The following is a 25,709-nucleotide window of genomic DNA, read 5'->3' as shown; positions in this document are numbered from 1 at the left end:
ATTGGCGATTGACGGAAACCAGCATCCAGTTGGCGGAAAGAAAGTCCTTCACAGGATCAAGCCGCAGATCGTTGCCGTCATGGGAAACGGGGAATATTACAATGCCTGACAACAACCCGATCATTGACGACAGGATCAGGGACCTGCTGGCCGACCGGTCACAAATGAGGCAATGGGTGGATTGCTTTGGCTCGCCACTCAACCTGACATTTCCGGAAATCGGTGTGGAGAACGCCCGGCGCTGGCGGGACACAGTAACAGCCGTTTACCCGAACACGGATATCCGGTTCAGCATGAAGGCCTGCAAAAGCGACGCCTTGGCAAAGGCCTTTACCCTTGCCGGCCTGGGATTGGACGTCTCCAGCGCGCAGGAATTGACCGCGGCGCTGGAGGCCTACGCCTGCGGGGACCGCATTTCCTTTACCGGACCGGACAAGCCCAGCCATGACCTGGCCATGTGCATTGTCCATGGCGTCGGTGTGAACCTTGACAGCACTTGTGAATTGAAACGCTTTCTCGACCTGCAGAAGATGCTGAGCCGCAAAGGCAGACCGGTGCTGCGGCTGCGCCCGGCGGAACAGGCAGAGTCGCGATTTGGCTTCGGCGCAGGTGACCTGCTTTCCGCCGCCCGTGATCTCAAGGCGGCAGGAAGCGATATTGAGGGGCTTTCGTTCCATCTGTCCAGATATGACAGTAACGCGCGAATTCGTGTGGCTAGAGAAGCACTTGGCCTTATCCGGGAAATGCGGGCGCATGGGATCGCCGTAAAAAGTCTCAGCATTGGCGGCGGTTATCTGATGCGCTACCTGGACGAGCCGATGGATAGCCAAACCTTCGAACCGGAGAATTACTGGCATAACAAGTCCATCGAAGACACCTACCCCTATGCAGGCAAGACCTGCGCGGAACATCAGGCTGCCTCCATTCTCGACGGCATCCTGTCCGATCCGGAAAGCCGCGAGACCCTTTTGCAAAATGATATCCGGCTTTTACTGGAACCGGGTCGCGCCTTGCTTGATCAATGTGGCGGCACTCTTTTTTCCGTGACCGGCACCAAACCAACATCAAGCGGAGCGAATGCCGCCATTCTGGAAGGCATGAGTTTCTCGTTGTCCGAGACCTGGTTCAATTCCGATTTTGTTCCAAAGCCTGTGCTGCTCTCCGGGCGGACCAGCGAACCCAATAACCAACATTACGTTCTGGTCGGGCGCTCCTGCCTGGAACGGGATATCATCCGTTGGCGGCTTGAACAGTTCGGGAGCCAACCCCAGCCTGGCGACCTGTTCTATTTCCACAACACGGCGGGTTATCAGATGGATTCGAACGAAAGTCCGTTCCACCGGATTCCCCTACCTCGGAAAGCATCCATATTCTTTGCCGGGAGCACCCCTGCATGCCAGCTTGATTCTGAGGTCAATATCGGGAGTTTCACTGGATTATGATCGTATCATCCCTGAGCGAATTGATCGGCAACACCCCGATCCTCCGCATCCCCTTTCAAGGCAACAAAGTCGAACTGTTCATTAAACTGGAAATCTTCAATCCCTGCGGATCAATGAAAGACCGCATGGCTTTGAGCATGCTGAACAGGGTAGAACAGCAGGCAGGCGATCCAGACCAGTTGCATATTGTCGAATCCTCATCTGGCAATACGGCAACGGCTCTGTCCATGCTATGCACCGAGCGAAACTATAAATTCACCGCCATCATGGATGGTCACGCCGCTGCGGATAAGGTCAGCGCTGTACGCGCGCTCGGCGGTGAAGTCAGATTGATCGGGGCTGCCGAGGGCCGTCTTGCAACGGCCGAAAGGGACGAAATTGCGCATCGCCTGGCAGCCGAAGACGACAATACCTACTGTACCGCACAGCACGACAATCCAGCCAATGCGGACGGTTATACCGCCCTGGCGGGGGAACTTCTCAATCAGATCGGCCCGAACATCACACATTTTTTTGCCGCGATCGGAACCGGCGGTTCTCTGTGCGGCACATCGCGCGCATTGAAACAGGCCAATCCGGCCATCACGGTCATCGGGGTAGAGCCGGAAGGCAGCATCATTTTCGGCGGCCCGGCGCAGGACTACCTCCAGTCCGGCACCGGCACACCAGACGGCGCGAGTGTTGGCTTGGTGATTGATTACGAAGTGATCGACCAGGGTAAAAAGGTGAGCGACCTGATGGCCTTTGCAACCTGCAGGGCGCTGGCCAACTGCTATGGCCTGATGGTCGGCGGCTCCGCCGGTGGCGCTATATTCGAAGCCATCCGCTATTGCGCAACCGCCCCCGAAGGCACCCGGGTCGTGACACTGGCCTGCGACAATGGCACCAAATATCTGGACAGTATCTATGACGACGAATGGCTCAGAACGAGACTTCCCGATATTGACCAGGCCATTAACGAAGTGACTGAAATGCTGACCGGTGGACCGGACTACCGGGCGCAGGTTCAGAAAAACCGATCCCGATTACAGGCCACTGAGTGACGGACATCACCCGCTGGCATCACAACCTCCAACAACGCTGGGAGGGCTGCCGCGAGTCCGGTTTTGCCCTGGTCGCGGCAATTGCCGTAAACGCCGCGCCACCGCCAGGTGCACAACTTCTGCCCGAGGAACAGGAACGGCAGAAACGATACCGCTTTGCCCGGGACCGGGCAGCCTATGGGCTCGGGCGAATGCTGACACGCTGGTTGCTGATGCCGGACAGCCCTCCCCGCCCGTTCGACAGGATGCCCGGCGGCAAACCCTTCCTGCCCGGACACCCCAACTTCAATATATCCCATGGTGCAGGTGTCCTGGTCGTCGTCTTCCACGACGAACCTGATATCGGCATTGATATCGAAAGCCTCTCGCGCCTTGGTCAGGCAAAAATATATTACGGCCTGGTTTGTCACCCGCAGGAAAAATCCCATCTTGAATCATTGCCGCCAAGGAAAAGCAAAGCGGCCTTCGCCCGTTGCTGGACACGCAAGGAAGCCCTGTTGAAAGCGGCGGGCCTTGGTGTGGCGGATAATCTGGCTGCCCTGGACATGCAACTGGGGGCGACCGCCCCGCTGTTCACGCATCCCGCCATTGTGCAAGTCCGCGACATAGCCCTGCCCTTTGACAATTGCCATTGTTCGCTGGCGCTGCCACCGCATGTGCCAGGCTATTCCATCGCAGTTTTCAATCCCGGCCAGACGGAAGACAACCTCATATAGGTCGCGCCGTTATCCCGCCCGCGCTTCCTGTGCGACTGCAACTTCCGGTTCGGAGACGTCGCCTTCCAGGTCCTGAGCTTGCCGTTGTGCCTTGAGGCGGCTGCATTCGCTGAAGACGTCGAGGTGGCAATGGGCGCAGACCGACCGGTCGAGGCGATCTGTGATTTCCGCAATGGCATCCGATTTGGACAGGAAGATATTCTCTTCGCCGATCACGCGCAGATAGCCGCCGCGTTTCAGAAGGTTGCGGTCATGATGGCTGATGCCGGAAATCGTCAGACTGCCGCCACGCCGCTGCCAGATCCGCGCCTCTGCGCGCAGGAATTCCGCCGCGGCAACGTCGATCACCGAGATGCCTTTGGCCTCTACCAGCAAATGCCGGCAGCGTAGCGAGCGGCGGCGGACTTCGCGGAAACATTCCGTCACATAGCTGATACCGCCAAAGAACAGCGGCCCGCGAATGCCGACAATCTCGAATTGCGGACAGGTCTCAAGGGCCTTGATATCCCGATGCACGAGGCGGCGATTGGGTTGGTCCGGGTCAGGCGCGAGCCGGAAGACCGCCGGGCTGGAGCTGCGGTTCAGATAGAAGATCAGCGACAGGAAAACACCGCCCAGAATGGCGAATTCCAGATCCAGGACCAGCGTGCCCACAAAGGTCGTGCCCAGCACACAGGCCTCGCGCAGGTCCGCCTGCAGAATCTCGCGGATCTGCCCCCAGTCAATCAGCCGGTAGGCCACAAAGAGGATTACGCCGCTCAAAACCGGCATGGGAATCTCAGAGGCCAGCGGGGCGGCCAGCCATGCCGCAAAGGCGAGCAGGACACTGGAAATGATAACGGCCAGAGGCGTGACTGCACCGGCCTGGAAATTCAGGCCTGACCGCGTGAAGGAGCCGGAAACCGCATAGCCGCCGACGAAACTGCCGATCAGGTTCGCCATCCCCTGGCCGCTGACTTCCCGGGTGACATTGACGGGGTGCTGGGTCTTCAACGACAGGGCCTGGGCAATGGAAATCGCCTCGATGATCCCAAAAACCGCAATGGCGAGCGCATCGGTCGACAACAGTTTAAGACTGCGCGAGTCCAGCGCCGGCAGCGTCGGCACGGGCAGACTGTCCGGAATTCCCGGCAAATAGGCAATACCGAAGGCGCGGGCGTCGATCAGATAGGCAACCAGACTGCCACCGACCAGCGCAATCAGCATGAAGGGGCTGCGCGGCAGGAACCGGCGAAAGCCCACAATCACTGCCAGCGTCGCAAAACACAGGGAGGCCGACGCCACGTTGACCGACGATATCCGGTTCACCAGAGCTTCCCAGGTTTCAAAGGCGCTGAGCCCTTCAGCCAGATCAAGGCCGAAGACATGCCTAACCTGGCTGGTCACGATCAGCACCGCCGCACCGGCGGTAAAGCCGACGATCACCGAATGCGACACGAAATTCGCCAGTCGCCCGGCCCGCAACAGGGCAAAGCCCACCTGGAACACACCGACCAGAAAGGTCAATGTCAGCGCCAGCGCGACAAACCGATCCGTGCCCGGCACCGCATGCTGGGACACGGTGGAAAAGACCAGGATCGAAATTGCCGTGGTCGGGCCCGTCACCATCTGTCGACTGTCGCCGAAAATCGCGGCAACCACCGAACAGACAATGGCGGTATAAAGCCCATATTCCGGCGGCAGGCCCGCAATAATCGCAAAGGCAACCCCCTGCGGCAGGGCAAAGGCCGCGCCGGTCAGGCCCGCAATGCAATCGCTGGCCAGGGCCTGCTTGTCCCTGATCTCCGCCAACCAATGGGTTGCGGGCAGGAAATCACGGAACGGCAAAAGAGTTTGTATAACCCCGGTCAGTCGAGCCATAGCCTGGGAATACTCCGGTTACGCAACATCAGGCGCGGAAATCGCGCCTCTGCATACCTGACATTGCTTCGGTGTCAGTGAAGGAGGCTACTTATCGGACTGGACGCCTAACAAAAAGCGATTTTTTCTCACCGTATCAATCAACATAGCGAATTAAAGGCGCGACAGACTGAGCTCGGCGAACTGTTCGGCTGCTTTGCTGACGTGACGATCCTTATGACTGAGCAGGGTGAATGTGCGAACGGGCAGGTCAAAGGCAATCCGGGTGAGCGCGCCCATGGCGATCCAGGGCGCAGCCACGACACAGGAGACAACACCCGCAACCGGGCGCGCATCCTGATCCGACCGGAGCGCACAAAGCACCGCCTCGTTGGAGGGAAGCTCCATGACCACATCCAACGCAGTGGGCTCCATGTCCGCCACTTCCATCGCCGTCTCGAAGACCTCGCGCGTGCCGGAACCGCGTTCGCGCAGGACCCAGGCAGAGCGCGCCACAAGTTCCGCCGCCGAGACCGAGGTGCATTCCGCCAGCGGATGATCGGGCCGCGTGACAACCATAAGCGCATCGTCTGCCACCGGACGCCGGGACAGCACGGGATTTTCCAGGTTCCCCTCGATATAACCGACTTCCGCCGTACCGCTTTCGACAAGTTTGGCAACCTCTGCACTGTTTCCGATCTGCAGTGAGATCGCGATCCCGGGATATCGCGCGTGGAAACGCATCAGAATATCGGGGAGCCAATGGTTGGCGATTGTTTGACTGGCCGCAATGCAGAGCGAACCGCGGTCGAGGCCACCCAGTTCACCCAGAAAGCGCTCCGCGGACTGCATGCGATCCAGGATCGCGCGCGCCTCGTTGAGAAACAAACGCCCTTCGGTCGTGAGAACCAGTCCTCGCCCCACACGGTCAAACAACCTGATGGCATAAGTTTCCTCCAGCTTACGCAATGCCGAACTGACAGCAGAAGGCGTCAGATGCAGGCGTTCCGCCGCCTGGGTCAGATGTTCCCGTTCAGCAACGGCAACAAAGACAGCAAGTTGTTCGAATGTCATCATGCATATATTGTTAGACTAAACTGCATAAATCATCAAATATTATTCGATTTTTTAATATGATCACATGAGGCAATATGCATGAGTTGTTCCTAATTTTTGGATTTTCCCATGCACAGCTTCAAGGCCCGGCCCTTTGTTACAAACTGTATTCCCGTCCTGCCCGGGCTCATCCTCGCCATCGCCATATCCGCCACGGCCTTCCTGACAGAGGCAATCGAGTTTCACGCCTTCGGCGGCAAGTTCATTGAGAACCTTGTCCTTGCGATTGTGATGGGCGCATTGGTCCGCACCTTCATTCCATTGGGAGAACTCTTCGAGCCCGGTATATCCTTTTGCGCCAAACGTGTCATGGAAGCCGCGATTGTTCTGCTGGGCGCGTCCATCAGCCTCGGCGCGATCGAGGCGGCGGGCTTTGAACTTGTGGCAGGTGTCGTCTTTCTTGTGGTCGTGGTCATCCCGACAAGTTATCTGTTGGGACGCCTGTTCAGGCTGAACCGAAAGCTGGCGATGCTCGTTGCCTGCGGTAATTCAATCTGCGGCAATTCGGCGGTCGCGGCCGTCGCCCCCGTCATCGGCGCAAAAAGCGATGACGTCGCCTCGGCCATCGCCTTCACGGCCGTGCTCGGGGTTTTAGTGGTCCTCCTCCTTCCCCTTACCCTTCATCTCTTTTCCATGACGGGCATTGAATACGGTGTGCTCTCTGGCCTGACGGTCTACGCCGTCCCGCAGGTCCTGGCCGCCGCCCAACCCGGTGGGGCGATTGCCGTGCAAACCGGAACACTGGTAAAGTTGATCCGTGTTTTGATGCTTGGCCCCGTTCTCCTGGGCCTCGCCACCTTCCGGCAACGCGGTGCCCGGACGTCCTTTCGGCTCGATCAGGTCCTGCCCTGGTTCATCATCGGCTTTGCCGTCATGATGGTGTTGCGGTCCATCGGCATCATCCACGATGATCTGGCCGCAACATTCAACACGGGGTCCAATGCCCTGACCGTCATTGCCATGGCAGGCCTCGGCCTGACGGTTGACCTACGTTCCGTCTGCCACGCAGGCGGGCGCATCATCATAACCGCAAGCCTGTCGATCCTCACGCTCGTCATCATCAGCTTCGGCCTGATCGCACTCCTTGACATCTAGTCGGGAAACCGAGGCCTACCGCTATTGGAAAGTGCGTCCGGCGGCCATTTTCAACAACCCCGCACAAGTCTTTGCAACGCTGCCCCCTTGAATTCATTAGCCTTAGATTGAATGATACCCGCAATCAAAAGAGTCGCGCCGGGAACGACAAGCAGCGACAACAGAACAGGTGCGAAAGGTATTTTCATGAAGTTACTTCGTTACGGTCCTGCAGGCGCAGAACAACCGGGGCTGTTGGATTCCGACGGTAATATCCGCGACCTCAGCAGCCATGTGGCGGACCTGACACCGCAGACCATCACAGATGATGTTTTGCAGCGGCTTGCCGCCATCGATCCGACCTCATTACCCGTTGTAGAGAACAGCCCCCGCATCGGTGCCTGCGTCGCACGACCGGGCAAACTGGTCTGCATCGGACTGAACTATTCCGATCATGCCGCAGAGGCAGGTATGGAAGTGCCACCGGAACCGGTTATCTTCTTCAAGGCAACCTCGGCCATCTGCGGCCCGACGGACACTGTCGAAATCCCCCGCGGTGCCACGAAAACCGATTGGGAAGTGGAACTGGGCGTGGTCATCGGCAAGCGCGCCAAATATGTGACCGAAGACGCGGCGATGGACCATATTGCGGGATATTGCGTCGTCAATGACATTTCCGAGCGGGATTTCCAGATTCATCACGCCGGGCAATGGGTAAAGGGAAAAAGCCACGATACCTTTGCCCCCATCGGCCCCTGGCTGGTCACCAAAGATGAAATCGCCGACCCGCAGAACCTGCCGTTATGGCTGTCGGTCAACGGCCACCGCTTCCAGGACGGCTCGACGGAAACCATGATCTATCAGGTGCCTTTCCTGATCAGCTATCTGTCACGCTTCATGACGCTGGAGCCGGGTGACATCATTTCCACGGGCACACCGCCCGGCGTCGGCCTGGGCCAGAAGCCGCCGGTCTTCCTGAAAGCCGGTGATGTCATGGAATTGGGCGTTGAGGGCCTGGGCAGTCAGGAATTAACCTGTGTCGGGGCATAAGCCCTGACACAGCATCCTATCGCCTGCGGAACAACTGCTTTTGTGTCAGAAGCTGTTTTCATCCGCCTCTTCATCGTCTATGTCTAGCACAAATATTCGCCATATCTTAAATGGCCAGCAAAGTCGTTTCACCTGGGGAGGACAAGATGAAATTATTGAAAGCCGCGGGCCTTCTGGCCCTAGGTCTGATGACCGCCACCGCATCGCAGGCGGAAACCCGCGTGACCTACAAATCCGCGAAGACCAGTTCATCCTATTATCAGATGGCGGTCCAGATCGCCGAAGCCATGAAGGCCGGCACCAAGGGTGACGTCATCGTCACCGTGGAAGAAAGCCAAGGGTCCGTCCAGAACGTGATGGAAGCCGCCGTCCGCCCCGGTAACTATGTTTTCACCACCCCGCCGGTACTGGTAAAGCTCGCCCAGGGCGGCAAGGCCATGTTCAAGGACAAGTCCAACCCGAAGTTCGACGAAATCCGGGCCCTGTTCCCCATTCCGTCCCTGACCATGCATTTCGTCATGCGCGACGATAGCGGGATCAAGACGTTTGCGGATATGGAAGGTAAGAAAATCCTGATCGGCAAGGGGTCTTTCGGGGCCCGTGAAGGCGCCAAATACCTCGGCCTGTTCGGGCTGGAAGGCAAGGTATCCCTGATTGACATGGAACTGTCCAACGCGGTCCCGGCCCTGAAGAACGGCCAGATCGACGGATTTGTCACTGCCGGTTCCTGGCCCGCACCCAACGTGATCGAAGCCGCCGCCGGCACGGGCGTCAACGTCCTGTCGCTGACCGACGACCAGATCGCCAAGACCAAACGTACGAAACTGGTCATTCCCGCGGGCACCTACGCCGGGCAGGATAAAGCGATCAGCACAACCTCCCTGCCGGTCGTGGCCTACACCACCACGCAGATGGATAACGACACGGCCTATGAGCTGACCAAGACTTTCTGGGAACAGAAGGCCAAAATGGGCAGCGAAGCCGCCTGGTGGAAAGGTGTCGACAAGGGGTTGATGTCCAACATCACGGGCAAACTCCACCCCGGCGCCTTGAAATATTACGAGGAAGCGGGCTTCCCGGTCACCGACGCACAGCGTTAATCTATACTGTCCCGAATCATTAAGCGCCCGGAGTCCCCTCCGGGCCTTTTTGTCAGAGTAATCACAATGCCGCAATTCAACCGCCTCATCTGGCCTGCGCTTGGCGCACTTTCGATCGGTTTTCATCTTTGGCTGATCTTCACGGGCCTGATCCCCAACCTGGTCAGCCGCCCCCTGCACATGGCACTGGCCCTGCCCTGGGTCATGCTGTTCATGGCAAAAACAAAGGGCCAGAAGGTCAGTGGCGTCATCCTGGGAGCCGTCGGCATTGGTATCTGCCTGTGGATTGCGGCGAATGAGTCCAGCCTCGGCGATCAATACGGCTTCCTCACCAACGACTACCAAACAGCGATGGCCGTTGCCCTGCTGCTGATCGTTCTTGAAATGGCCCGGCGCGCCATCGGCTGGCCGCTGCCCTTGGTCGCGGCCACCGCCCTGGCCTATGGCCTTTGGGGACAGCATATCCCCGGCGAATTCGGTCATGCCGGTGTGCCGCTTTCCAGTTTTCTCGGAACTTTGACCATTGCCGAGGGCGGGGTCTGGGGCAAGCTGACCGGCGTATCGGTCAATATCGTCGCCATTTTCGTGATCTTCGGGGCTGTCCTGAATGCGGGCGAAGCGGGCCAGGGCTTTATGAATGTGGCCGCTGCTGCGGCGGGCCGCCTGAAAGGCGGAGCGGCAAAGGTATCTGTCGTTTCCTCCGCCTTATTCGGCTCCATTTCAGGATCAGCCTCTGCCAATGTTGCCTCAACCGGGGCCATCACCCTGCCCGCCATGACAAGACTGGGCTATCCGAAGGCACTGGCAGCGGCGGTCGAGGCCGTCGCCTCCTCCGGCGGCCAGATCATGCCGCCTTTGATGGGGGCCGGGGCCTTTGTGATGGTTGAACTCACCGGGACGCCATACACGGAAATCATGGCGGCGGCCTTCCTGCCCGCAGTTTTGTATTTCGCTGCCGTCTGGTTCGGCATCAACGCCTTCGCCAGCCGCCATGACCTGAAAGGCCTGCCTGAAGACGAACACCCGCCCATGCGGACCGTCTTGGTAACGTCCGCCTTTTTCCTGGTGCCCTTCACCCTGCTTCTCTGGGGGATGTTCGGGGCCGGTTACACGCCTCAATATGCCGCCTGCCTGGCGATCCTGGCTGGCGCGGCTTTGCTGCTCTTAAATGGCAGATTGAATTTCAACTGGCGCCGGACGCTGGAACGCGCCGAACAGGCCTGCCTTGGCGCAGGCCAGCAGATCGCAACCATCGCCGCCATTATCCTCTGCGCCTCCATCATTATCGGTGTGTTGGGCATCACGGGACTGGGGGTAAAGATCACCTCTCTCATCCTGTCCGGCTCGGGAGGATTGCTCTGGCCCGCCCTGTTGCTCACAGCATTGGCCTGCCTGATATTGGGTATGGAAGTCCCCACCACAGCAGCCTATGTGATCTGCGTATCCGTCGCAGGCCCGGCCTTGATGAACCTGGGATTGTCCGCCCTGCAGGCCCATCTGTTCGTCTTCTGGTTTGCCTTGTTGTCAACCATCACCCCTCCCGTTTGCGGGGCGGTTTTCATCGCCGCCGGTATGGTCGGGGAAAACTGGCTGCAGGTTGCCTGGAACGCCATGGCGCTGGGGCTTGGCCTCTATATCATTCCCCTGGCGATGGTCGCCAATCCGTCCCTTATCGAATTTGCTCACCACCCGTTCGCCGCCATCACAGGCGCGATTACAACCGGACTGGCCCTGGCACTGATTTCCTATGGCCTGATTGCACCGAAAGCAATCTGGCTTCGTGGTGCATTGATCGCCGGAGGGGTGATATTGGCCTTTGTCCTGCCGTCTCAATTTCCGCTATGACCCGTCCGCTCACCCAAGAGAGCAAAAAAATAAAAATCCCGCATAGGAAGAATTTTTGCCTCTCAAATTTTTTGTTTAATTCTTAATGGGTTAGCTCTATGGTATTCTCTTATTAATATAACGAATTGGCAGGTCAGTTTGGCTCGTACATTACAGCAGGTAAAAACCGAACATTCCCGCATGGTCATGATGTACAAGGCCACGCCGGAAGACAGGACCGATGCGCGGGAAAAGCTGTATACGCAGATTTCCCAACTGGAAGCCGAAATCAAAAAGCTTCAGGCCAACCCAAAGAAAAACAACAAGAATTCATCAGGCAGCGGCGTAACAACCACGATCATTATTGTAATCGGCGTTGTTGCCGTCTTTGGTATCGCACTCGCAACCGGCATCCTGATTCAATAGGCAATAAGCGGCCCCTCAACATCGGCCGCTGCCGTAAGCCAGCCTATGCAGCCCTCACCTTGTGCAGGAATGCGTCGATCTGTTCCCGGACGGTTTCCATGGTCCGGTTCAATGTTTCTGCTGTTTCTATGACCATCTCACCAGCGCCCAATGTCTGACTGGACCCGCTGGAGACTTCACCGATATTGCCGGTCACGGATTCGACACCGCGCGCCGCTTCGGCAACGCTGGAGGCAATATCACGAGTAGCGGCACTTTGCTGTTCCACCCCTGCCGCAATCGCATTTGTGTTTTCGCTGATCTCGGTAACCTTCCCGGAAATCTGCCTGATGGATTCCACCGCCTGCCCGGAAATCGTCTGAATATTGCGGACAAGGCTCGATATCTGGTCCGTCGCATTTGCAGTCTGATTGGCAAGGCTCTTCACCTCATGCGCCACGACGGCAAACCCCTTACCGGCCTCACCAGCCCGGGCGGCCTCAATCGTGGCATTCAGCGCAAGAAGGTTTGTCTGCTCCGCGATATCCGTGATCATCGACATCACGTCGTCGATCTGCCGCGTTGCCTGGGCCAGTTCCTGCACGACTTTATGGGTACTTTCCGCTTCCGTTCTTGCATTGTCAGCATTGCTGGACGCCCTTGAAATCTGGGCACCAATTTCCTCAATAGACGCGCTCAACTCCTCCACCGCGGCAGAGACATTCTGAACGTTGGCGTTCACCTGTCCGGTCGCGGAAACCACATCCGTCGCGCGCCTTTGGGTGTCGTTTGCCACGGAATTCATGGAAACAGCGGCCTCATCCAACGACCCACCGGCCGTTGTCAGTTTCTCCAGTTCCAGAGAGATGATACTTTCAAAGTCATGGGAAAGCTGCGCCACCAACCGGCTGCGCTTCACTTCTGCTTCCTGACTGGCTTTCTGTTCCGCCTCCAGCCGGTCAGCCTCGACCAATCCCTTTTGAAAATCGATCATGGCCCGGGACAACACACCAATCTCGTCACGGCGTTCATGCCCGTGGAAGGTCACGGATTTGTCGCCGTGGCCCAGAGCATCTACAGCCATCAGCAGCCGCCGCATGGACGCAGACATTTCCCGCCCGACGACCACAGCCAGCAAAATCGCTGCCGCAACACCCGCCAGCATGACAGCCAAGGCAATGTAGAAGCTGCGTTGTGCTTCGCTGTCCAGTTTCCGCGCATAGGCAAGAAGATCTTTCGAGGTCAGGTCTTCCACCACCTTCAGACCTTCGACTTTTTGGGAGATCGTGTCGAACCAGTCCACACCCTTGATACCCCGGGTTTCCGCGCCATAGCCCGCCTTGATGGCGACATCGCGCATTGCCTGCACCTCCGCCACGGCAGGTGCTGTTTTCAGGAATGTGTCCAATTCTTCAACAAGGGGTTCCGGGGCACTGACCCGGAAACTGTCCAGATAGGCCTGCTGCTGCGCAATCAAAGACAGGAAACGCTGATGGATAGCGGGTGGAAACTTTCCAGCCCCAAAGCCATTGGCCCCCATCGCCCGTTCAATGCCCGCACGTTCCTTTGCCTGCAGCAAGGCAACATAGCCAGATATCCGATTACTCAAGGGACCATCTGTGCTCAACGTCACCATCTCTTCAATGATCGTCAACAGGCCGGCAATCGTCTTGGTGTAATAACCTGCCATGTCGGCAACACTGGCATCCAGTCTGGCAACACGCCCGCGCATATCAGCCAGGGGGCCAAGGCTGTCCAGCGCCTGTTTCAGGCTGTTTTCGAAATCTTCGCCATAGGACTTGCCGTTGAAGGTGGTCAGGTGTTCCTTCAACTGCAGGAGTGCCTTGTCCGTCAAGGTTTTCTGGCTATCGAGCCTGGATTGAAAATCACCGGCACCATTACTGCCGATAAACCCGGCAGATATTCCGCGCTCCTTCTGCATTTCATGGACAAGGGCGCTGATCTCCGGAGAAATCTCCGCCAACGCCTCAATGTGCTTCATTTCCCGGCTGATCGAATAATCACGAAAAACCGTAAAGCCGGAGAACATTATCGCCACGGCAACAGGCAGAAGCAGCACCAGCACAAGCTTCTTGTTGATCGACAAGTTACCAAGCATCTCACATCCCCAAAAGCTAATTGCGCCCCGTCAGGCGAGATTCCGGTTCCCTATTTACGGCTTTCAGTCGCGCCAATCCTTGCGACCAGGGAACCAGTCAGGCAAAAGCCATTTCTTAGCTAACTATAATATAGTTTGGAGACGTGCATAAGCTTGACTCATATCAACTAATGCGATTTTTTTTAGTTTTTCCGGCTTGAGCGACTGAAAGTCAGGCCTCATAAGAGATTCGAAGGATCTCCAGCTCATCTTCCCCGGCAGGTGTGCGGACCATAACCAAGTCCCCCACCCGGCCTTTCATCAGGGCGCGGGCCACGGGCGAAATCCAACTGATTTTTCCCTTCAGCGATTCCGCCTCGTCTTCACCGACAATCCGGACTTTTTTGACTTCTTCACGACTGTTTTCATACTCAACAGTCGCACCAAAGAAGACCTGATCCTTATTGGGCTGTTCCGACGGATTGACCACCACGGCCACCTCCAGGCGTTTACGCAGGAAGCGCACGCGCCGGTCAATTTCACGCAGGCGCTTTTTGCCGTAGATGTAATCGCCGTTTTCACTACGGTCGCCGTTGCCCGCCGCCCAGGAGACGACGGACACGATCTCCGGCCGTTCTTTTTTCCACAGATGATCCAGTTCGTCCTGTAGCGTCTTCAAACCTTCTGCGGTGATATAATTGGGCCTGCCCATGGAACCTGATACTTGACTAACCGTTTTCAATGACCTTCACATTCGCCGCCGACCAGCCCCCGGGCCAAACCTCTGCCTCACCGGAACGCAGCTTGCGAATAGTGCCAATTGGCACATCCCGGGCCAGCAGTAAAGGCCCTGCCTTGCCGTCGTCCCATCCCGGCTCCATTTTGTCGAAAACACCATCAAAACCCAGGTCCGGCTCACAGGGAATATAGACCGCCGCCCCGGAATAATTGGTTGGGTTCTGGGTTGAATTCACCGCAGTTCCCGTAGTGCCGACCACGGCCACAGCCGTCATCAGTTCCACCGCCCGCGCCTTCGCGCAGCCAAACACCCGGTTATAGCCTGACGGTTGAGCCGTCATCGATGGAACAATAACCAGATCAGGCGAATGAGGGGCGAGCAGGCAGGAAAGCGCCGGCATCTCCACATCCAGACAGATCAGGACAGCAAAACGCAGCCCACGCCACTGCATGATCTGCAGCTCCTTTCCCGGAACAAGATTCCAGGCATCCTCCTCCTGTTCACCGGGCGTCAGGCTGAGCTTGTCCTGGAAATAGCGGTCTCCTTCAGGGGTGAGGATCACGGCGCGGTTGGTCTGGCCCGCATCGGTATGCCAGGGCAGGCTGCCCGCAACCAGAAGCATGTCGTGTTTGGCCGCCAGTTTGGCCGCCAGGTCCACAGCCTCCGGGGCAAGGTCCGCCATCCAGGCGATTTCACGATCCGACGCCAACCCTTCCGGTTTGAACGCAAGCCATTGTTCACTTGCATATTCGGGCATGACAAAGATATCGGCCCCGTTGCGCCTGGCCTCAGCCATTTCATGATCCACGCATGCCGCCCAACCATGAAGGCCCTCAACGGAGACACCCAGGTTCGTCGCCCAAAGGGCCATGGTTACATTGCTCGCCAGGTCGCTCATGACCCACCCCCATTCAATGTTGTTTTGACGACAAGATAGTCGGCCAGACAGCAAAATGCCAATCCGCCGGATACAAAAAGACTTATGCCGGGCATGACATATTCAAGTTGATCTTTGTCACGGAAATCGCCCGCAAAAAGAATATGATGAACAAAACACAAGTTTACCATGCGTCATGAAAAGGGCAGGAACGATGGAAAGGCAGAGGCGACAGGGCATGTCACAGCAGCAGGGCAGCGGCCAGCCCTGGCATGCCGTTCCCATTGAACAGGCCTTTGCGGCATTTCAGACAAGCAGGAACGGGCTGACCGGCGGCGACGTAGAGGCAAGGCTTAAAGTCTATGGGCCGAACCAACTGCCGACAACCGCGCCCCACCCCGCCTACATCCGCTTCCTGAACCAGTTCAACAATGTCCTGATCTATGTCCTGCTCACTGCCGCAGTGGTTACCGCCATTCTGGGACACTGGCTCGATTGCAGCGTCATTCTGGGCGTCACGCTGATCAATGCCGTCATCGGCTTTATTCAGGAAGGACGGGCGGAACGAGCGCTCGATGCCATCAGGAACCTTGTATCCCCGCAGGCAAGCCTGCTTAGGGATAACCGCCGTGTAGATGTTCCCGCAGTCGAAATCGTGCCGGGCGACATTGTCATACTGCAGCCGGGAGACCGCGTGGCTGCCGACCTGCGCCTGTTCCGGACCAAGGGGCTTTTCATAGAAGAAGCCCTGCTGACCGGGGAATCTGTACCTGTAGAGAAAAACGTGACCTCTGCCAGCCCGGATGCCGCCCTGGGCGATCGCGGTTGCATGGCTTATTCGGGGACCCTTGTCACACAAGGCAGCGGTGCCGGTATTGTCGTTGCCACAGGCCGTCAGACGGAAATCGGGCGCATCGGCGCCCTTATCCAACGCGTCGGCACAATTACCACGCCTCTGTTGCGCCAGATGACGCGTTTCGGGCACGTTCTGACCGCAGGTATCCTGGCGCTGGCGGCGGTCACTTTTCTGGCTGGTTATTACCTCTACCAGTTTGCAGCGGATGAAATGTTCCTCGCAGCGGTCGGCTTGGCTGTTGCCGCTATTCCAGAAGGGCTGCCCGCCATCATAACCATCACCATGGCCATCGGCGTGGAGCGAATGGCCGGACGACATGCCATAATCCGGCGACTGCCTGCCGTGGAAACATTGGGGTCGGTCACGGTGATCTGTTCTGACAAGACCGGCACCTTCACCCGCAACGAAATGTGCGTCTGCGACATCGCAACCGCAAAACGGGACTATAAGGTTACCGGAACAGGCTATGCGCCTCATGGCGATATTGAGGCCGGGGGCAAAACCATATTGGGCCAGGACGGCGATTACCTGACGCAGCTATTGCGGGCCGCCGTCCTTTGCAACGACGCCTCCCTGCAGCAAAACGACGATGGCGACTGGTGGATTACCGGCGACCCCATGGAAGCGGCCTTATTAACGCTGGCGTTAAAAAGCGGCATCGCCAGGTCCGACCTGGAAAAACAATGGCCACGCAGCGACGAAATCCCCTTCGACACCGGCCACCGCTTCATGGCAACCCTGAACCACAGCCATGAAGGCGAGGCCGCAATCTTCGTGAAAGGCGCGCCCGAGAGGGTCCTGCGCATGTGCGACCGGCAGGCGGCAAGCCAGTTGATCGAACCACTGGACACCGACCACTGGTACCGGAAGATCAGCACCATGACCGCAAACGGGGAACGTGTGCTGGCCCTGGCCATGCGGGTGGTTGATACGGAAACACGCGACCTGACTTTTGGTGACGTTGAAGGCGGCCTTGTCTTTCTGGGCCTGTTCGGTCTTGAGGATCCGCCACGCGAAGAGGCGGTTGAGGCGATCAAACGCTGTCATGCGGCGGGCATCCGGGTAAAAATGATCACTGGTGACCACGCGGAAACGGCCAAGGCGATCGCCGGTCAACTGGGCCTCGTCAACAGTACAACCGCGCTGTCCGGCAGCGACCTGGAAACCATGACCGGCCCGGATCTGGCGCAAGCGGCAAGTGAGGTCGACGTTTTCGCCCGGACCTCACCGGAACAGAAACTGCGCCTTGTCGAAGCACTGCAAAGCAACGGCGAGATTGTCGCCATGACCGGTGACGGCGTGAATGACGCGCCTGCCTTGAAACGGGCGGACGTGGGCATCGCCATGGGCAAGAAGGGCACGGAAGCGGCGAAGGAAGCCGCGCGGATCGTGCTTGCCGACGACAATTTCGCCTCCATCGCCCATGCGGTCGAAGAAGGCCGGGTGGTCTATGACAATCTCAAAAAGGCCATTCTCTATATCCTTCCCACCAGCGCGGGCGAAGCCATGACCATCGCGCTCGCCGTCGCATTGGGCCTGACACTTCCGATCACGCCGGTGCAAATCCTGTGGGTCAATATGGTGACCACCGTCACCCTGTCTCTGGCCCTGGCCTTCGAAGGGGCGGAAAGTAACATCATGGGACGACCACCACGCCCGGCAAAAGCCCCACTGTTATCGGCTTTCCTGTTTTGGCGAACCTGCTTTGTCTCCGTCATTCTGGTTGCCGGAGTCTTTGGAATATATGTCTATCTTCTGGAAGAAGGGTCACCGGTGGAACTGGCTCGGACAGCCGCGGTCAACACGCTCGTCCTGTTTGAGATATTCTATCTGTTCAACATCCGCCGCCAGCACAGCGCTGCCGTCCACGACCTGTTCACACGCGCCGCCCTGCCCGCCTGGATCTCAGTTGCGACCGTCCTGGCCCTGCAGGCGGTCTATACCTATCTGCCCGCGATGAACCTGCTGTTCGGCACCCACCCGATGGGCGCGGGCCTGTGGGGGATATGTGCCCTGATCGCAGGCAGTATTTTCCTGATCATCGAAATTGAAAAGGGACTGTTCAACCTGCGGCCACCAGCCAGACCTCAGGACCGGCGGACATAGATCACATAGTAGACCGCCGCCACCAACAGGCCGCCTCCCACTATGTTCCCGAGAGTCACAAAAAACAGGTTGTGCAGAAAACCCACGATATTGATTACACCGGCCGACGCCATGCCGATTGGAATAAGATACATATTCGCAACACTATGTTCGAACCCCAGCGCGACAAACGCCGTGATCGGGAAAAGGATTGCCAGGATTTTACCGGCGACCGAGCGTGCCGCAAAGCACAGCCACACGGCCAGACAAACCAGCACATTGCACAGAATGCCCCGGAAAAAGGCTTCCTGCCATCCAAGCTGCAGCTTTCCCGCCGCAATCGCAATTGCGGTTTGTGCGACCGCCCCGTGGTCAATTGCCAAGACGCCGGACAACCAAACGAAGGCGGCGGTCGCCAGGGCACCGACAAAATTCCCGATGTAGACAAGCCCCCAGTTTCGCAAAAGCGCCACGGTCGAGACCTTGCGGTCCGCCCAGGCCATGACGACAAGGCTGTTGCCGGTGAACAGTTCCGCCCCGCCAACCAGAACCAGGATCAGCCCGAGCGAAAAGGCAGCCCCACCCAATAGCCGCGTCGGACCCAGCCCCATTGTGGAACCGGTCACCGTCATCGTGTAGAACATCGCCCCGAAGGCTATGAAGGCACCGGCCAGGATAGACAGCATCAATAATGGAATAATGGCCAGTTCCGCCTTTGCCACGCCTGAGGTTTCAACCCGCGCGGCCATTTGCTTCGGCGTATAGGCATCCGTATCGAAAAAGACCTGCCGGTCACTCATGATGCTTTTTTCCATGTCGATCATCCACCGCATGTCCCGTGATCATGCCCTGTAAACGCCGCAGCATCTTCTGCCGTTCCTTGTTATCGGGCATGGCGGACAGTTCCCGGGAGAGGTCCGACAGGAAACCGGCATAGTCGTTATGCCAGTCCGTATTGACGATTTCCTCCTGTTCGACGCGATGGGGCACATGGCGCTGTTTGATATAGCCCTTGCCGGTCAGGTGATAACAGTCGTCGATCTGCGGCACATGGATCAGGTCTTCCTGACAGCCCGCCTTGATCAGTTCTCCGCGCAACACCTCCAAAGCCGACGCCTCACCATGGGACAGGAAAATGGCGTTCTGAACCGGCATCCGCGCCTCAACCCAGGCAACCAGTTCTGACTGGTCGGCATGGGCGGAATAGGTCTCGATCCGGCGTATCCGCGCGCGCACCGACACTTCCTCACCATGGATGCGAACCGGGTTTTTGCCTTCCAGAAGCAGGTTTCCCAACGTGCCCGGGGCCTGATATCCAACAAAGATGACGGTCGCATTATCCCGCCACAGGTTGTTTTTCAGGTGATGCCGGATACGCCCGGCATCGCACATCCCGCTGGCGGCAATGATAATCGCACCACCGGAAATCTTCGCGATTTCCTTGCTTTCCTCCACGGTCTCGGTGGCCCGGAAATCCTCTTCGCTCAGGAATTCTCTTTCATCGCCAATCCCCTGCAAAAGGTCGGCATAGCGCGCAAAGGTCCGCGTGGCCTCGATGGCCATGGGCGAGTCCAGGAAAACCGGCATGGGCGGAATCTGGCTGTGTTTGATCAGCCAACTGATATCGAAAAGAAGTTCCTGCGTGCGTTCCACCGCAAAGGCCGGAATCAGGATGTTGCCACCTGCGTTATAGCCGTCGAGTAATTCCTGCTTCAAAATCTCGCGGCGATGCGCAACCGACTGATCCTCACGTTCGCGGCTGCCGTAGGTCCCTTCCGAAATCAGGTAGTCCACACCTGCGGGACCTTCCGGGTCATCATGGAATTCCTTTTCTAGCGGACCGATATCACCGGAGAAGACCAATCGAATAGGGCCGCTTTCGCCGTTTTGAACCTCGATCTCAACGGAGGCCGACCCCAGGATGTGACCGGCATTCCAGAAACGTGCCCGCACCCCTTCGCCCGGCGACATCCATTCATCATAATCAACGGTCTGCAACTGGTTGAGGCTGTTAATCGCCTCACGCTGACTGTAGATGGGCTGTACTGCCCGCCTGCCACGCTGGACATTGCGGCGGTTCAACAGGCGGACTTCGCTTTCCTGGATATGGCCACTGTCCGGCAGCATGAAAGCCAACAGACTTGCGGTCGGTTCCGTCATATGGACCGGTCCCTTGAACCCATGCTTGCAGAGTTTGGGGATCAGGCCGCTATGGTCGATATGGGCATGGGTCAGCAGCACGAAGTCTATCGTCGCCGGATCGAAAGGGAATGCCCCATAGTTCAGGGACTTTAGTGTCTTGTTCCCCTGGAACATGCCGCAATCCACAAGGAAGCGGCCATCGGCATGTTCGATCAGATAACAGGAACCGGTGACAGTTCCCGCAGCACCACAAAAGGTAAGGTTAATACCATCCAGTGATTTACAGGATTCCGGCCTCTCGCCCATAAGCCCCTCGCAATCAGATATTGTGTTGACCTGTTTGCAAATATCCTACCAGACAATCAGGCGAATACATTGACCGAAATCACTCTTCGCCCTTTCAAGAAGAAGTGAGGATATCGGTTGCCCGATGCCCCGGAGATACGCCCTCTACAATTGCAACGTCACCGTCGGAATTATTGGCCCGCAGCGCCAAAATCCGTTGATAGGCTGGCGAAGCATACCATGCCTGCGCGGCTGATTTGCTCGGAAACTCAACGATGATCAGGTCACCGGGCCATGTGCCTTCCACTACAGACTTGGCCCCACCATGGACGATAAACCGCCCTTCAAAAGGGGCCAGGGTTTCATCAATATTTTCAAGATACTGCACGATTTCCGGCCCCATATCGACCGAATGCAAATCGGCAATGGCATAGGCTTTCATAGCAAACTCCTTCGATTAAAGCCCCCACAATCGGAAGCGTCATGAACAGAGTTTTGTCCAACTCGTTTCTTTAATCGATTACCTCACAGGTAATAGACGTAAGAAAAATCGCCTGATACCGTCCACCCATGGAAAACACAGTCTTAAAAACCCGGCCTGGCTTTGGTCCGCAATTGAAGGAATGGCGGAAACGCCGCCGATTGAGCCAACTTGACCTTGCTTCAGAAGCCGACATTTCCCAGCGTCACCTCAGCTTTTTGGAATCGGGACGATCCCGACCCAGCCGGGACATGATCCTGCGCCTGGCGGACCAGCTTTCCATACCACTCAGAGAACAGAATACCCTTCTTGTTGCGGCGGGCTTTGCACCGGCCTATCAGGAACGGGCGATGGACCATCCGGCCCTGGACGCCACACGCCACACCGTGGAACAGATACTGAAAGGTCATGAGCCGCATCCGGCCCTTGCCATCGACAGGCATTGGCACCTGATATCAGCCAACCGCGCCATCTTCGCCCTTTTGGACAATGTCGATCCGTTCTTGCTCGAACCACCGGTCAATGTCCTGAGGCTCAGCCTGCATCCTAATGGGCTGGCCCCACGAATAAGCAATATCCGGGAGTGGCGGCATCATATCTTTGAGCGCCTGAAACAACAGATCGACACCACAGGTGACACTGCCTTGGTCGAACTTTTGGAGGAACTGACCTCCCTGCCCGTTCCCATCGGCGCGAGCCCCTATACGACCGGTACCGCCCGACCATATGGCAGTATCGCTGTTCCACTGCAGTTGAAACATTCCGACGATGTCCTGACCTTTATCAGCACAACGACCGTTTTCGGTACTGCGCTGGATGTCAGTCTGTCGGAACTTGCGATCGAAGCCTTCTACCCGATGGACAATTTCACTGCCACGACAATGCGCCATATACTGGAGCAGTCGAACGATTAGGCCTGATAGACATCCCTTGCCGCATTGGACAGTCTGGTCATCTGCTGGAAATAGGGACCCGGACCATAGCTGATGCGGGCCACGCCCAGTTCTGCCAACCCGCGAGCCCCGTCTATATGCATAATATTGACAGGCAGTTTTGTTGTCTCACAAAGGTCAGCGATAAGATTTTCGTTCGACAACATCGGTGCGAAGAAACCGCTGGCCCCGGCCTCTGCATAGGCCTTGGCACGCTCTTTTGTCTCCGCCATCAATCCGGCATGCGTCTCTACGTCACTGTTCTTCAGGAAAAGATCAGTGCGCGCATTGATATAGAATGGCACCCCCGCTTCATCCGCCATATGGCGGATGGCCCTGATCCGTGCGGCCTGCTCCTCGATGCAGTAAATGCCGTCGCCGCCGACGATCTGATCTTCGAAGTTGATCCCGACCGCCCCGGCCTTCAGGACTGTCAAAACATTCGCCGCCACCTCTTCCGCGGCCCGCGCATATCCCCCCTCGAAATCAACTGTAACCGGCAGGTCCGTTGTTGCAACGATCCGTTCTACAATTGTAAGCAACAGGTCCATCGGCAGGACTTGGCCATCCGGATATCCCTGTGCGGCGGCGACGGACATGCTGCCCGTGGCGATGGCCTTCGCACCGGCCTCTGTAACGGCCTTGGCGCTTCCAGCGTCCCAGATATTATAGAGGACGACCGGGTCGCCTTTCACGTGCAATGCCTGAAACAGGTCTGCTTTTTCTTTTTGGTTCATAGCCTTCCCCCGAAAAAATCAGTTCAAAGATGCCATTCGGCGTTCATGTTCCAGCAACCACCGTTTCCGCCACAGCCCGCCGCCATAGCCGGTCAGCGATCCATCCGCGCCCAAGACCCGGTGGCAGGGGATAACAATGGCGATCTGGTTTGCGCCATTGGCACGGGCCACGGCGCGCACCGCCGTCGGTCGTCCCATATCCGCCGCCAACCGGCTGTAGCTTTGTGTTTCACCCGCCGGAATACGCTGTAAAGATTGCCAGACATTCCGCGTGAAGGAAGAGCCATGCAGCACCAGAGGTGTTCGAAAATTGGCACTTTCCCCTGAAAAATAGGTCTTCAGTTCCGCCTCGATCTGGTCGATCGGCGGCTGGCGACCAATACCGACTGCAGATTTCGTTGCAATCTGAAGTTTCTTCAGTTCAGTGGGCAATGCCTTGCGATCATGAAATTCCAGCAGGTGCAGCGCATGTCTGTCTGCCACGGCGATCATTGCCCCGACCGGCGTATCAATCCAATCAGCAGTCAGCAACTCGCCCCCGCGAAGATTGACAGGCGGCTGGCCCAGCAACCGCTTAAAGGCCGCCCGAAAGCCACTTCCCGAATCAAATCCCGCGTCCAGTTGGGCATCAATCACACTACCGCCTGATGCCAGTTGATCCGTGACCTTCCCCACCCGGCGCAGACGCGCCATTTCCAGGAAGGTAATACCGAAATGGCGCTTGAACCCGCGCCTGACCGTCGACGGATCAAAACCCATCCTGACGATATCCTCTTCGCACCACCGCCTTTCCGGTTCGCGTTCCAGGGCATCGGTCAAAGCCCGGATCATCGGATCGGCCTCGCCCGCCCGGACCAATGGCTTACAGCGCTTGCAGGGCCGGAACCCCGATTCCATGCATTCAGAGACAGTCGCGAAGAAAACCGCATTTTCCCGCTTCGGCTTTCGCGCCGGACAGGTCAGGCGGCAGAATATGCCCGTGCTTTTCACCCCGACATAGGCAAAGCCGTCATAGGCCGGGTCTCGCGCCATAAACGCGTCGTAGAGATCGTCATCATTTGTCGTTTCGAACAGCATTATTGTCACCTGACCACAGTAGATGACCGCTTTGTATCATAGGCGTGTCACCCCTGCCGCCGAATTTCGGGCGGGTATTTCACACGAATGGCTTACGTAGCGTGGGCCAGTATGAAGAATAAGGCAGCCAGAAGCGAGAATACCGTCCTGACATGGTTCCAGAGCATCCAGTCCCGCAGGTAAACACCCCAGACTTCCGCCATTTCCAGCGCATCGCCACCAACAAGAGCCAGTTTGTCGTTAAGCGGCACATTGAAGACGGCTGTGACCAGAAAACTCCCGATCACATAACATAATCCACCGACCACGATATACATGCAGCCCGGTCGCCCCCAGCGAAGGACGGCTACGACAATCAGGAGAGCAGACAACACCGCCGTTGCCATGAACACCGCCAGAAATGTCGACCGCAGCACCGTCACATTGATTGCCTGCATCGCGGCAACGCCCTGTGCCACAGGCACGTTTCGCAGCCCCGCCATAACAAAGCTGGAAAATGCGAAGAACACCCCTGCTATCAGGCTGCTCCCAACGGCCGCCGCCAGTATCGCACTAGCCAGTCCCGTTTCAATCATCAGACGCTCCAGATTTCTGTCGCCGCTGTTTGACGCACATAGTCGCGGAAGTCCTTTGGCTCACGACCCAAGGCGCGCCGAACGCCATCGGCAACCAAAAACAATGGGTCAGCCATTATTCTTCTCAAAATGTGAGTATCACTCATATTTACAAATGTGATAATCCCTCATATATTTTCCAAGTCAAGTCAGAAAATAGACAATCGTGAACCGACATGCCCGAAACCACCGCCGCGAAAGCCCTTGCCCCCCGCCGGATTCCCACGCAAAAACGCAGCCGCGAACGATTCGAACGCATGCTTGACGTCGCAACAAGGCTGATCACCGAAAAGGGGTTGGATGCGGTTCACATGAGCGAGATTGCCGATCAGGCTGAGGTTTCCATAGGCTCGCTCTACCAGTATTTCCCGGACAAGGCGGCCATCGTTTACACGCTGGCCGAACGATACAACGAACAGGGTCGGGAATGCGTCAAAGCAGCCCTTGCGGGTATTGGCACGCAAGAAGAGTTGCACGAGGCGCTTTTGGGAACGGTGGATGGATACTACCAGATGTTCCTGGCAGAACCGGCCATGCGGGATATCTGGCGGGCAACACAGGGTGACAAGGCCTTGCAGACCCTGGATAGCGAAGACTGCAAGGCCCATGCGCAAACCCTGACTGACGCAATGGAGCCGGTATGGCCGACTATGAACCGGGGCGACCGGGATATTCTCGCCGCCCTTGTCATGGAACAATTGGCAAGCGCTGTCCGCCACGCCGTCATTCAGGATCGCGCCTGCGGAGACCGCAGCATCGCCATGTTCAAACGGCTGCTGCCCGTCGACCTGTCCACGCTTATCCCCCACCCGTAGTACATTGATTTGACACCCTAAGCTGTATGACCGTACCATTTCTCGACCGTGATGACATAAAACGCGCATAATTGATCGAAATCATATCGACGCGCATCAGGAACAATTAGTCATCTAAGCGAGGATCAGGGATCGCGATGTGAGCGACCTATAAATAGCCAACACGTAGCTCAAGGACAGCAGACGATGGCGGCACAACAAGCAGTCGACACAAGTTCGAAAAAGGCGGAATTCCGCACTTTTCTGTTTACAACATTTATTCTGATACCGGGTTTTGCGGTTGCCTTTGTCGGCGCCTATGGCCTGGTGGTGTGGTTATCGCAGATGGTTTTCGGCCCTCCGGGCCCGGTTTAGTCAACCAA

General features: G+C 57.3%; 23 protein-coding genes. 12 read left to right on the top strand and 11 right to left on the bottom strand.

The genetic code is table 11. The annotated features are described in order from the left end of the window. Positions 1-101: 101 nt before the first annotated feature. From IF205_RS07040 to IF205_RS07030, 3 genes are read left to right on the top strand one after another with little or no spacing between them, the layout of a single operon-like run. A complete protein-coding gene (locus IF205_RS07040; RefSeq protein WP_259782581.1) occupies positions 102-1,442 on the top strand; it encodes a type III PLP-dependent enzyme domain-containing protein in 1,341 nt (446 codons plus the stop codon). Then, on the top strand, positions 1,439-2,485 hold the full coding sequence (locus IF205_RS07035) for a PLP-dependent cysteine synthase family protein (RefSeq protein ID WP_259782580.1): 1,047 nt from the start codon (positions 1,439-1,441) through the stop codon (positions 2,483-2,485). Before IF205_RS07040 ends, IF205_RS07035 begins: the two co-directional genes overlap by 4 nt. Further along, positions 2,482-3,201, top strand: a complete 720-nt coding sequence (locus IF205_RS07030) for a 4'-phosphopantetheinyl transferase family protein (RefSeq protein WP_259782579.1) — start codon at positions 2,482-2,484, stop codon at positions 3,199-3,201. Before IF205_RS07035 ends, IF205_RS07030 begins: the two co-directional genes overlap by 4 nt. 9 nt (positions 3,202-3,210) lie before the next feature. Here the strand turns inward: IF205_RS07030 and IF205_RS07025 are convergent, their stop codons facing one another. Then, on the bottom strand, positions 3,211-5,061 hold the full coding sequence (locus tag IF205_RS07025; RefSeq protein ID WP_259782578.1) for a SulP family inorganic anion transporter: 1,851 nt from the start codon (positions 5,059-5,061) through the stop codon (positions 3,211-3,213). A gap of 153 nt (positions 5,062-5,214) precedes the next feature. Then, positions 5,215-6,117, bottom strand: a complete 903-nt coding sequence (locus IF205_RS07020; RefSeq protein ID WP_259782577.1) for a LysR family transcriptional regulator — start codon at positions 6,115-6,117, stop codon at positions 5,215-5,217. 108 nt (positions 6,118-6,225) lie between these two features. Between IF205_RS07020 and IF205_RS07015 the strand changes: the two genes are divergently transcribed. From IF205_RS07015 to IF205_RS06995, 5 genes are all read left to right on the top strand, one after another. Further along, positions 6,226-7,251, top strand: a complete 1,026-nt coding sequence (locus IF205_RS07015) for a YeiH family protein (RefSeq protein ID WP_259782576.1) — start codon at positions 6,226-6,228, stop codon at positions 7,249-7,251. A 186-nt stretch (positions 7,252-7,437) separates the two neighbouring features. Next, positions 7,438-8,280, top strand: a complete 843-nt coding sequence (locus IF205_RS07010) for a fumarylacetoacetate hydrolase family protein (RefSeq protein WP_259782575.1) — start codon at positions 7,438-7,440, stop codon at positions 8,278-8,280. 146 nt (positions 8,281-8,426) lie between these two features. Then, positions 8,427-9,380, top strand: coding sequence for a TAXI family TRAP transporter solute-binding subunit (locus IF205_RS07005; RefSeq protein WP_259782574.1), 954 nt, complete (start codon positions 8,427-8,429; stop codon positions 9,378-9,380). Positions 9,381-9,446: 66 nt separating this feature from the next. Continuing rightward, entirely contained in the window at positions 9,447-11,225 is a 1,779-nt protein-coding gene (locus IF205_RS07000) for a TRAP transporter permease (RefSeq protein ID WP_259782573.1), read from the top strand. Positions 11,226-11,363: 138 nt separating this feature from the next. Beyond that, a complete protein-coding gene (locus IF205_RS06995; RefSeq protein ID WP_259782572.1) occupies positions 11,364-11,630 on the top strand; it encodes a FlxA-like family protein in 267 nt (88 codons plus the stop codon). Between the two features lie 43 nt (positions 11,631-11,673). Here IF205_RS06995 and IF205_RS06990 read toward each other — a convergent pair whose 3' ends face one another. The 3 genes from IF205_RS06990 to IF205_RS06980 form a co-directional block, all read right to left on the bottom strand. Continuing rightward, on the bottom strand, positions 11,674-13,728 hold the full coding sequence (locus tag IF205_RS06990; protein ID WP_259782571.1) for a methyl-accepting chemotaxis protein: 2,055 nt from the start codon (positions 13,726-13,728) through the stop codon (positions 11,674-11,676). Positions 13,729-13,939: 211 nt separating this feature from the next. Beyond that, a complete protein-coding gene (gene greB / locus IF205_RS06985) occupies positions 13,940-14,419 on the bottom strand; it encodes a transcription elongation factor GreB (protein ID WP_259782570.1) in 480 nt (159 codons plus the stop codon). Positions 14,420-14,435: 16 nt separating this feature from the next. After that, the gene (locus IF205_RS06980) at positions 14,436-15,398 is read right to left on the bottom strand and encodes a nitrilase-related carbon-nitrogen hydrolase (RefSeq protein WP_259782569.1); all 963 of its coding nucleotides are present in this window, start codon (positions 15,396-15,398) and stop codon (positions 14,436-14,438) included. A 163-nt stretch (positions 15,399-15,561) separates the two neighbouring features. Between IF205_RS06980 and IF205_RS06975 the strand changes: the two genes are divergently transcribed. Continuing rightward, positions 15,562-18,285 (top strand): cation-translocating P-type ATPase, encoded by a 2,724-nt coding sequence (locus IF205_RS06975; protein WP_259782568.1) that lies wholly within the window; start codon positions 15,562-15,564, stop codon positions 18,283-18,285. On the opposite strand, the gene IF205_RS06970 is transcribed toward IF205_RS06975, so the two are convergent. The 3 genes from IF205_RS06970 to IF205_RS06960 all read right to left on the bottom strand — a co-directional run bounded on the left by IF205_RS06970 (position 18,267) and on the right by IF205_RS06960 (position 21,133). After that, positions 18,267-19,088 (bottom strand): formate/nitrite transporter family protein, encoded by an 822-nt coding sequence (locus IF205_RS06970; RefSeq protein WP_259782567.1) that lies wholly within the window; start codon positions 19,086-19,088, stop codon positions 18,267-18,269. The two genes, IF205_RS06975 and IF205_RS06970, sit on opposite strands and share 19 nt — an antisense overlap. Next, the gene (locus IF205_RS06965; protein WP_259782566.1) at positions 19,057-20,712 is read right to left on the bottom strand and encodes an MBL fold metallo-hydrolase; all 1,656 of its coding nucleotides are present in this window, start codon (positions 20,710-20,712) and stop codon (positions 19,057-19,059) included. Before IF205_RS06965 ends, IF205_RS06970 begins: the two co-directional genes overlap by 32 nt. Positions 20,713-20,806: 94 nt before the next feature. Continuing rightward, positions 20,807-21,133 carry a DUF1330 domain-containing protein gene (locus tag IF205_RS06960; RefSeq protein ID WP_259782565.1) on the bottom strand — a complete coding sequence of 109 codons (327 nt, stop codon included), beginning with the start codon at positions 21,131-21,133 and terminating at the stop codon, positions 20,807-20,809. Positions 21,134-21,261: 128 nt separating this feature from the next. Between IF205_RS06960 and IF205_RS06955 the strand changes: the two genes are divergently transcribed. After that, positions 21,262-22,086 (top strand): helix-turn-helix domain-containing protein, encoded by an 825-nt coding sequence (locus IF205_RS06955; RefSeq protein WP_259782564.1) that lies wholly within the window; start codon positions 21,262-21,264, stop codon positions 22,084-22,086. Here the strand turns inward: IF205_RS06955 and IF205_RS06950 are convergent. The 3 genes from IF205_RS06950 to IF205_RS06940 all read right to left on the bottom strand — a co-directional run bounded on the left by IF205_RS06950 (position 22,083) and on the right by IF205_RS06940 (position 24,493). Further along, the gene (locus IF205_RS06950) at positions 22,083-22,841 is read right to left on the bottom strand and encodes an isocitrate lyase/PEP mutase family protein (protein ID WP_259782563.1); all 759 of its coding nucleotides are present in this window, start codon (positions 22,839-22,841) and stop codon (positions 22,083-22,085) included. The two genes, IF205_RS06955 and IF205_RS06950, sit on opposite strands and share 4 nt — an antisense overlap. 18 nt (positions 22,842-22,859) lie before the next feature. Continuing rightward, positions 22,860-23,918: a bifunctional transcriptional activator/DNA repair enzyme AdaA gene (locus IF205_RS06945; protein WP_259782562.1), complete on the bottom strand. Its 1,059-nt coding sequence runs from the start codon at positions 23,916-23,918 to the stop codon at positions 22,860-22,862. A gap of 92 nt (positions 23,919-24,010) precedes the next feature. Then, on the bottom strand, positions 24,011-24,493 hold the full coding sequence (locus tag IF205_RS06940) for an anthrone oxygenase family protein (protein ID WP_259782561.1): 483 nt from the start codon (positions 24,491-24,493) through the stop codon (positions 24,011-24,013). Between the two features lie 215 nt (positions 24,494-24,708). Here IF205_RS06940 and IF205_RS06935 point away from each other — a divergent pair, with 215 nt between their 5' ends. Both IF205_RS06935 and IF205_RS20630 read left to right on the top strand, forming a co-directional pair. Then, entirely contained in the window at positions 24,709-25,347 is a 639-nt protein-coding gene (locus IF205_RS06935) for a TetR/AcrR family transcriptional regulator (protein ID WP_259782560.1), read from the top strand. Positions 25,348-25,533: 186 nt separating this feature from the next. Next, positions 25,534-25,701, top strand: a complete 168-nt coding sequence (locus IF205_RS20630) for a periplasmic nitrate reductase, NapE protein (RefSeq protein WP_375542680.1) — start codon at positions 25,534-25,536, stop codon at positions 25,699-25,701. Positions 25,702-25,709 lie beyond the last annotated feature (8 nt).

Origin of the sequence: Aestuariispira ectoiniformans, from assembly GCF_025136295.1 — a bacterium.
Lineage (GTDB): Bacteria > Pseudomonadota > Alphaproteobacteria > UBA8366 > Aestuariispiraceae > Aestuariispira_A > Aestuariispira_A ectoiniformans.
The sequence above is the reverse complement of the archived record's forward strand: the minus strand, read 5'-3'. Positions and strand labels throughout refer to the sequence as shown.

Bases quoted from the DNA above. Each gene is read 5' to 3' on its own strand.
- greB (WP_259782570.1), bottom strand. From the start codon at position 14,419: ATGGGCAGGCCCAATTATATCACCGCAGAAGGTTTGAAGACGCTACAG.
- IF205_RS06990 (WP_259782571.1), bottom strand. From the start codon at position 13,728: ATGCTTGGTAACTTGTCGATCAACAAGAAGCTTGTGCTGGTGCTGCTT.
- IF205_RS06965 (WP_259782566.1), bottom strand. From the start codon at position 20,712: ATGGGCGAGAGGCCGGAATCCTGTAAATCACTGGATGGTATTAACCTT.
- IF205_RS06975 (WP_259782568.1), top strand. From the start codon at position 15,562: ATGTCACAGCAGCAGGGCAGCGGCCAGCCCTGGCATGCCGTTCCCATT.
- IF205_RS07000 (WP_259782573.1), top strand. From the start codon at position 9,447: ATGCCGCAATTCAACCGCCTCATCTGGCCTGCGCTTGGCGCACTTTCG.
- IF205_RS07020 (WP_259782577.1), bottom strand. From the start codon at position 6,117: ATGATGACATTCGAACAACTTGCTGTCTTTGTTGCCGTTGCTGAACGG.
- IF205_RS07035 (WP_259782580.1), top strand. From the start codon at position 1,439: ATGATCGTATCATCCCTGAGCGAATTGATCGGCAACACCCCGATCCTC.
- IF205_RS06960 (WP_259782565.1), bottom strand. From the start codon at position 21,133: ATGAAAGCCTATGCCATTGCCGATTTGCATTCGGTCGATATGGGGCCG.
- IF205_RS06935 (WP_259782560.1), top strand. From the start codon at position 24,709: ATGCCCGAAACCACCGCCGCGAAAGCCCTTGCCCCCCGCCGGATTCCC.
- IF205_RS06950 (WP_259782563.1), bottom strand. From the start codon at position 22,841: ATGAACCAAAAAGAAAAAGCAGACCTGTTTCAGGCATTGCACGTGAAA.
- IF205_RS07010 (WP_259782575.1), top strand. From the start codon at position 7,438: ATGAAGTTACTTCGTTACGGTCCTGCAGGCGCAGAACAACCGGGGCTG.
- IF205_RS07015 (WP_259782576.1), top strand. From the start codon at position 6,226: ATGCACAGCTTCAAGGCCCGGCCCTTTGTTACAAACTGTATTCCCGTC.
- IF205_RS07040 (WP_259782581.1), top strand. From the start codon at position 102: ATGCCTGACAACAACCCGATCATTGACGACAGGATCAGGGACCTGCTG.
- IF205_RS06945 (WP_259782562.1), bottom strand. From the start codon at position 23,918: ATGCTGTTCGAAACGACAAATGATGACGATCTCTACGACGCGTTTATG.
- IF205_RS06940 (WP_259782561.1), bottom strand. From the start codon at position 24,493: ATGATTGAAACGGGACTGGCTAGTGCGATACTGGCGGCGGCCGTTGGG.
- IF205_RS07025 (WP_259782578.1), bottom strand. From the start codon at position 5,061: ATGGCTCGACTGACCGGGGTTATACAAACTCTTTTGCCGTTCCGTGAT.
- IF205_RS06955 (WP_259782564.1), top strand. From the start codon at position 21,262: ATGGAAAACACAGTCTTAAAAACCCGGCCTGGCTTTGGTCCGCAATTG.
- IF205_RS06970 (WP_259782567.1), bottom strand. From the start codon at position 19,088: ATGATCGACATGGAAAAAAGCATCATGAGTGACCGGCAGGTCTTTTTC.
- IF205_RS20630 (WP_375542680.1), top strand. From the start codon at position 25,534: ATGGCGGCACAACAAGCAGTCGACACAAGTTCGAAAAAGGCGGAATTC.
- IF205_RS07005 (WP_259782574.1), top strand. From the start codon at position 8,427: ATGAAATTATTGAAAGCCGCGGGCCTTCTGGCCCTAGGTCTGATGACC.